The organism is Flavobacterium cryoconiti (assembly GCF_048158645.1).
In the GTDB taxonomy this organism is placed as follows: domain Bacteria; phylum Bacteroidota; class Bacteroidia; order Flavobacteriales; family Flavobacteriaceae; genus Flavobacterium; species Flavobacterium cryoconiti.
In genome coordinates this window covers 729612-736670 of sequence record NZ_JBLNKW010000001.1, presented here as the reverse complement: position 1 = coordinate 736670, position 7059 = coordinate 729612, and the positions used below count along the sequence as shown (strand labels likewise).

3 protein-coding genes and 2 tRNA genes are annotated in these 7059 nt (G+C 38.1%); all 5 read right to left on the bottom strand.

The genetic code is table 11. The features are described from left to right. Positions 1-459: 459 nt before the first annotated feature. Positions 460-533: transfer RNA gene (locus tag ACM55H_RS03000), tRNA-Asp, on the bottom strand. A gap of 170 nt (positions 534-703) precedes the next feature. Next, positions 704-777, bottom strand: a tRNA-Asp gene (locus ACM55H_RS02995). An 87-nt stretch (positions 778-864) separates the two neighbouring features. Further along, positions 865-1803, bottom strand: a complete 939-nt coding sequence (locus ACM55H_RS02990) for a DUF58 domain-containing protein (protein ID WP_416835085.1) — start codon at positions 1801-1803, stop codon at positions 865-867. A 167-nt stretch (positions 1804-1970) separates the two neighbouring features. Next, positions 1971-2288 carry a thioredoxin gene (gene trxA / locus ACM55H_RS02985; RefSeq protein WP_035668578.1) on the bottom strand — a complete coding sequence of 106 codons (318 nt, stop codon included), beginning with the start codon at positions 2286-2288 and terminating at the stop codon, positions 1971-1973. Positions 2289-2508: 220 nt separating this feature from the next. Further along, entirely contained in the window at positions 2509-7053 is a 4545-nt protein-coding gene (gene dnaE, locus ACM55H_RS02980) for a DNA polymerase III subunit alpha (RefSeq protein ID WP_416835084.1), read from the bottom strand. Between the last annotated feature and the right edge of the window lie 6 nt (positions 7054-7059).

Here is a 7059-nt window from a genome sequence, read left to right as displayed (position 1 = left end):
AAAATAAAAGCATTCAGATCAAGATTTAGAGGCGTTAGAAATGTAGAATTCTTCCTTTTCAGGCTAACCAATATTTATGCTTAATTTTTGCTTCTCCACAGGTTTTAGGATTGATCCGACTTGCAGCGGATAGCCCGACCCCATTATAACAAAAGAGGCAACTACCTATAATGATAATTGCCTCTTTTTTCATAATGGGAAACGCCCAAATAGTATTTCTAGTAAGTCATTTTAGCTCAGAACTCCCCTGAATCAATATAATGATTATAAAACAATCCCCAAAAACCTTATAAATAGACAATCCTATAGGACTAAACCCATTTAGACTAACCAATATCCATGTAATAATTTTTATCACTCCACTGAGTTTAGGACTTGATCTTGATTCGCTTTAACCTACAAACTTCCTGAAATCAAAAAAGCCTTTCAGTTACGAAAGGCTTTTTTTTTTAAATCTAGCGGTCTGGACGGGACTCGAACCCGCGACCCCATGCGTGACAGGCATGTATTCTAACCAACTGAACTACCAAACCTGCTTTATTTTTAATCAAAAAAGCTATCCACAAAAGTGGAAAGCTTTTCATTGGTCTAACTACTAAACCCGCTACGAGTTACAAATTCGCAGCAAACAACACAACTAGCTTTAGATACCTTATTGGGACAAAAAAGCCTTTCAGTTATGAAAGGCTTTCCCCAATATTAGCGGTCTGGACGGGACTCGAACCCGCGACCCCATGCGTGACAGGCATGTATTCTAACCAACTGAACTACCAAACCTGCTGCTTTATTGCGGTGGCAAAGATACAATAGATTTCCGTTTACGCAAGCGTTTTTTGAAAAAATATTTGATAAAAATTCGCCGTATCACCCAAAGTTTTGTTTTTCAACTAAGTATGTCATTAAAATTTTTTCGAAACTTTCATCTACCCCTACCGGAATGTACTTTATTCGGTTTTGCGCGCAAGTTAACGCCAGCTTCTTGAAGTAACTTTCTACCTGTTTTTCGTATTCTTCTTTTACATTATCTGCAAAAACCGCCACTTCTTCACCCGATTCCACATCAATAAACTTTCTTGGCGCATTGTCAAAGTCAAAATTCAGCTCCGTTCTGTTATCCACAACATGAAATAAAACCACTTTATGCTTGTTGTGTTTCAAATGTTGCAGGGCATTAAACAGCGCTTCTTCTCCAGACGTGTCAGAACCGGACTGAAACATATCCGTAAATAGGATAATCATCGAACGACGGTGGATTTTCTCCGCTATTTGATGCAAGAATGTAACCGTATCAGTGCTTTTTTTGATTGCAGGTTTTCCCAGCAACCCTTCAAGTGCATTCAAAATCATTCTGTGATGGCGATCACTACCTTTTTCAGGCGCGTAATACTCATATTGATCCGAAAACACACTTAGTCCCACAGCATCGCGTTGTTTCTTTAAAAGATTCATTAAAACTGCCGAAGCCAAAACCGAGAAGCCAATTTTGTTTTCATAGAATTGCTGACTGTCTTTTAATTTAGGATAATGCATCGAAGAGGAATTGTCAATGATGATGTGGCAACGTAAATTGGTCTCTTCCTCAAAACGTTTCGTGTACAAACGATCTGTTTTGGCAAACAACTTCCAATCGATGTGTTTGGTGCTTTCACCCACATTATAGACCTTATGCTCCGCAAATTCTGCTGAAAATCCATGAAACGGACTTTTGTGCATGCCCGAAATAAAACCCTCCACAACCTGATTGGCCAGCAATTCAAGGTGCTGAAAACTGGAAATTTTCTCTATTTGCGATTCGATCTTCATATTCCAAATATATTAAAAGATTGAACGATTTAAAAATTTAAAGATTTTAAAAATAAAACTAAATCGGGAAGCTGAAATAAGTTCAGCTTATACAAAAAAAAGGTCTGACTTTCGTCAAACCTTTTATCTGAATCCGTACAGATTCTATGTAAATCATAATCTACCGATTACAACAAAGCGTCTAAACTATCTGCGTAGGTTTGTTTCGGAGCAACTCCTACTTGTTTTCCTACTACTTCTCCGTTATGAAAAACCAATACTGTTGGAATATTTCTCACTCCGTATTTTGCAGCAAATTCTTGGTTTGCGTCAACATCAACTTTTCCAACTACTACTTTCCCTGCGTATTCTTCGCTGATTTCGTCAATGATTGGTCCAACCATTCTACAAGGCCCACACCATGCTGCCCAAAAATCCACCATTACCGGTTTGTCTGATTTCAAAACTACTTCATCAAAAGTAGCATCTGTTATTGCTAATGCCATATTTTTTTTATTTAAATGTTTAAGGTTTCAAACCTGAGTACAAATTTAGAAATTAAAAACTAATCAAATGCCATTCGTAAATTAGTTTTGATTATAAGTGTATTGTCAATTGCTATTTTCAGTAAATTCAGGAGCTATTTCCTGCTGTACGCTGTATCTTTCCTTGCTTAAAGAAGACAAGGAAAGGATGTCGCTTCCATCAGGGCTAGGGCATTGTGCACTAATTCAACTTAAAATTAATTTGCATTTTCTCCAGCTCCACCAGCAATTCATTTGAGATTTTGATTTTCAATTTTCTGCTCGGCATCGTCAACTTGGTTACAACCTTAATTTCTTCGACTTCTTCCACTTTTGCTTCAGTATTTATCTCCGGAATTTCGAGAGCTTCCATTTCAGAATCTTCATTTTCATCGACAAAAACTTCTTCCTCATTTTCTATTTCAACAGGAGCTACGGTAACTAGTCGTTTTATTTTCTCCAGTTCCATAATTTCAAAAGACACCGTATTATCGCCTTTATTTTCTTGAAAGAGGTGACTTAATTTATGGATAAAATCATTTTCTAAATCTGATATGTTCAGAAGCAAGATTAATTTCTTAGCAAAAATGTCCAATACATCCTGTAATTGTTTTGCATCAGTAAACTGCATTCTTGGTTCAGATTTTTTTCCAGTTTCTCTATTGACCCATCCGTCTTTAATCAGGATTTTAAAATAAACAAAATTATTAGGAAGCAAGTATCGATGAAAATTCAGGTACTCTTCATTAAATATTTTAAATTCAAAACTTTCGTCAAAACCTTCTAAGTTAAAAATCGCCCATTCCTTACCGTTTTTGGCTATCCGTCTTTGCACATTAGAAACTATACCTCCAAAAGCAAGGGTTTTACCCACGTAAAGCTCCATGTTTTTAAGCATCTCCAATTTCGAATTGCAGAAATACTTCATTTCAAATTTAAAATCGTCTAAAGGATGTCCCGAAATATAAATCCCTACGACTTCCTTCTCTTTGGCGAGTTTTTCCATCGTACTCCAATCCTCGCAAGGCGGCACGACAGGTTCTGCGATTTGTACTTCGCTGGTATCGCCAAACAAACTTACTTGCGATGAATTTTCATTTTCCTGAAACTTCGACCCATACCGAATCGCTTTTTCATAAAAGGTAATTCCATCCCCATCATCATGAAAATATTGCGCTCTCGTTGTTCCTAAAAACGAATCAAAACCTCCAGCCAAAACCAGATTCTCCAATGCTTTTTTATTTGCTGCACGCAAATCAATGCGTTTTGTCAAATCAAAAATCGACTTATATCTTCCATCTTTTCTATTCTCAACAATCGTAGCCACAGCTCCAGACCCAACGCCTTTTACGGCTCCCATTCCAAAACGCACCGCATAATTATCATTTACGGTAAATTTATAAAACGACTCATTTACATCAGGTCCTAAAACCTGTAATCCCATACGCTTGCATTCCTCCATAAAAAAAGAAACCTGCTTAATATCACTCATATTATTAGACAAAACCGCAGCCATATATTCGGCAGGATAATTGGCTTTCAAATAAGCAGTTTGATAGGCAATCCATGCATAACAAGTCGAGTGCGATTTATTAAACGCGTATTCCGCAAAAGCTTTCCAGTCATTCCAAATTTTCTCTAATTTATCTTTAGCATGTCCTTTAGCCATAGCTTGCGAGATGAATTTTGGTTCCATTTTTGCCAAAACATCAATCATCTTTTTCCCCATAGCTTTACGCAAAACGTCGGCATCACCTTTGGAGAAATCCGCCAGTTTTTGGGACAAAAGCATTACTTGTTCTTGGTAAACGGTAATTCCGTAGGTGTCTTTCAGCAATTCTTCGCAGTCATCCAAATCATATTCGATAGGTTCTTCCCCGTTTTTCCGTTTAATAAAACTTGGAATATAAGCAATCGGTCCCGGACGATACAACGCATTCATGGCAATCAAATCGGGAAACACTGTCGGTTTTAATTCCTTCATGTATTTCTGCATTCCGGGACTCTCATATTGAAAAATCCCTACCGTTTCTCCTCGTTGAAAAAGCTCATACGTCTTCAAATCATCAATCGGGAATTCATCGGGATTCAGGTCGATTCCAGTTCTATATTTTACTAATTTTACGGTATCTTTTATCAGAGTCAGGGTTTTCAAACCCAAGAAGTCCATCTTCAACAAACCGGCACTTTCTACAACCGAGTTGTCAAATTGAGTCACATACAAATCGGAATCTTTGGCGGTAGCCACAGGAACAAAATTCGTAATATCGCTTGGCGTAATAATCACTCCACAAGCGTGAATTCCGGTATTCCTTAAATTCCCTTCTAAAACTTTGGCTTGTTGAATGGTTTCTCCACCCAAATCACTTTCATTAGCAAGATCTATTAATTCTTTTATTTTATCGTATTCTTCCGGACGAACCGCTTTCTTGATTACATCTTCTTTTTCATTCAAAAATCGCGCTAAATTCCATTTTGACGGCATCATTCCCGGAATCAATTTCGCAATTTTATCGGCTTCAAATAAAGGTAAATCCAGTACACGAGCGGTATCTCGAATAGCCGATTTAGTTGCCATTTTACCATAGGTGATAATTTGCGCCACTTGTTTCGAACCGTATTTTCGAATCACATAATCCATAACGCTGCTTCGTCCCTCATCATCAAAATCGATATCAATATCGGGTAGTGACACACGATCCGGATTCAAGAAACGCTCAAAAAGCAGGTTGTACATTAACGGGTCAATATTGGTGATTTTCAAACAATATGCCACCACTGAACCTGCCGCAGATCCCCGACCGGGCCCAACAGAAACGCCCATACTTCTCGCCTCGGCAATTAAATCCTGTACAATCAGAAAATAACCCGGATAACCGGAATTCGATATCGTCAATAATTCAAAATCCAGTCGTTCTTGAATTTCTTCGGTGATTACAGGATATCTTCTATTAGCTCCTTCAAAAGTCAAATGCCTTAAATAAGCATTTTCCCCTCGTACTCCGCCATCAACTGCATCTTCGGGATTATTAAATTCAACAGGAATCTCAAATTTTGGAAGTAAAACTTCACGAGCCAAATCAAAAATTTCAATTTTATCCACAATCTCAGAAATATTCGAAATCGCTTCCGGTAAATTTGCAAAAAGCTGTTTCATTTCGTCTCCCGACTTGAAATAGTATTCCTGATTGGGCAATCCATACCGATAACCACGACCACGTCCTATTGGCGTAGTTTGTTTTTCACCGTCACGCACACAAAGTAAAATATCGTGCGCATTCGAATTTTCTTTGTCTATATAAAAGGTATTGTTCGTCGCTATAATCTTGACATCATGTTTTCTCGCCAATGAAATCAAAGACGCATTCACCCGATTCTCATCTTCCTGATTGTGACGCATCACCTCAATATAAAAATCTTCCTTGAACTCGTTTTTCCACCAAATCAAGGCTTCTTCAGCTTGGTTTTCACCAATATTTAAAATCTTGTTTGGGATTTCGCCATAAAGATTTCCAGACAAAACAATAATATCTTCTTTGAATTCCTGAATGACTTTCCTGTCGATTCTTGGGACATAATAAAATCCTTCCGTATAAGCGATGGAAGACATTTTGGCCAAATTATGATAGCCTTTTTTGGTCTTCGCCAAAAGCACTATTTGGTACCCATTGTCTTTAACCGACTTGTTGTTATGGTCTTCACAAACAAAAAATTCGCAACCTACAATCGGTTTCATAAGGACTTCGGTAGGCTCTTCACCATTTGCGACAGCAGCTTTATTTTTCGTTTCAGCGGCTTTATTATGGTATAAAATATCGCGAACAAAATGAAAAGCACCCATCAAATTTGCATGATCCGTCATGGCAACCGCAGGCATTTTTTGTTGTGCCGCCGCTTTTACCAATGCCGCAATACTTATGGTAGATTGCAACACCGAAAATTGGGTATGATTATGCAAATGCACGAAAGGCGTATCAACAAGTACCTTTTTATTCTCAGAAAGCTCTTCTCTTGAAACGGCCGGCGCTTGTTTTTCTCCAAACTGCTGGCGAATTTTATCGGACGCTTCCTTAAGATTGATATGCTTTAATCCAATCAGTTGAATCTCATGTGGATTCTTATTTTGGAAATCTTTAAAATAACCAATTTCTACATCGAGTTCTTCTTTAGTGAAAACATCACGACGAATTAATTCCAAGAAACAACGCGTAGTTGCCTCCACATCGGCAGTGGCGTTGTGCGCTTCCCCAAAAGGTTTATTAAAAAGATAAGAGTGTAATTCCGTTAAGGTTGGTAATTTAAATTTACCACCACGACCACCTGGCAATCGCAATAAAGAAGCGGTAACTTCAGTACAGGTATCCAAAATAGGCATGGAACTCATTTGGCTTTCAACCCCCATCCTGTAAAATTCACAACCCATAATATTGATGTCAAAACCTAAATTCTGACCTACAATAAATTTGGCTTTGCCTAAAGCTATATTGAATTTTTCCAAAACTTCTGCCAACGAAATTCCGTCGGCTTCAGCCAATTCCGTAGAAATACCGTGAATTCGTTCCGCATCATACGGAATATTAAAACCTTCGGGCTTCACCAAATAATCCTGATGCTCGATGAGTTTTCCCATATCGTCGTGCAACTGCCAAGCGATCTGAATACAACGTGGCCAGTTATCCGTATCTGAAATGGGAGCGCCCCAACGCTTTGGTAATCCTGTAGTTTCGGTATCGAATATTAAGTACATAAATCC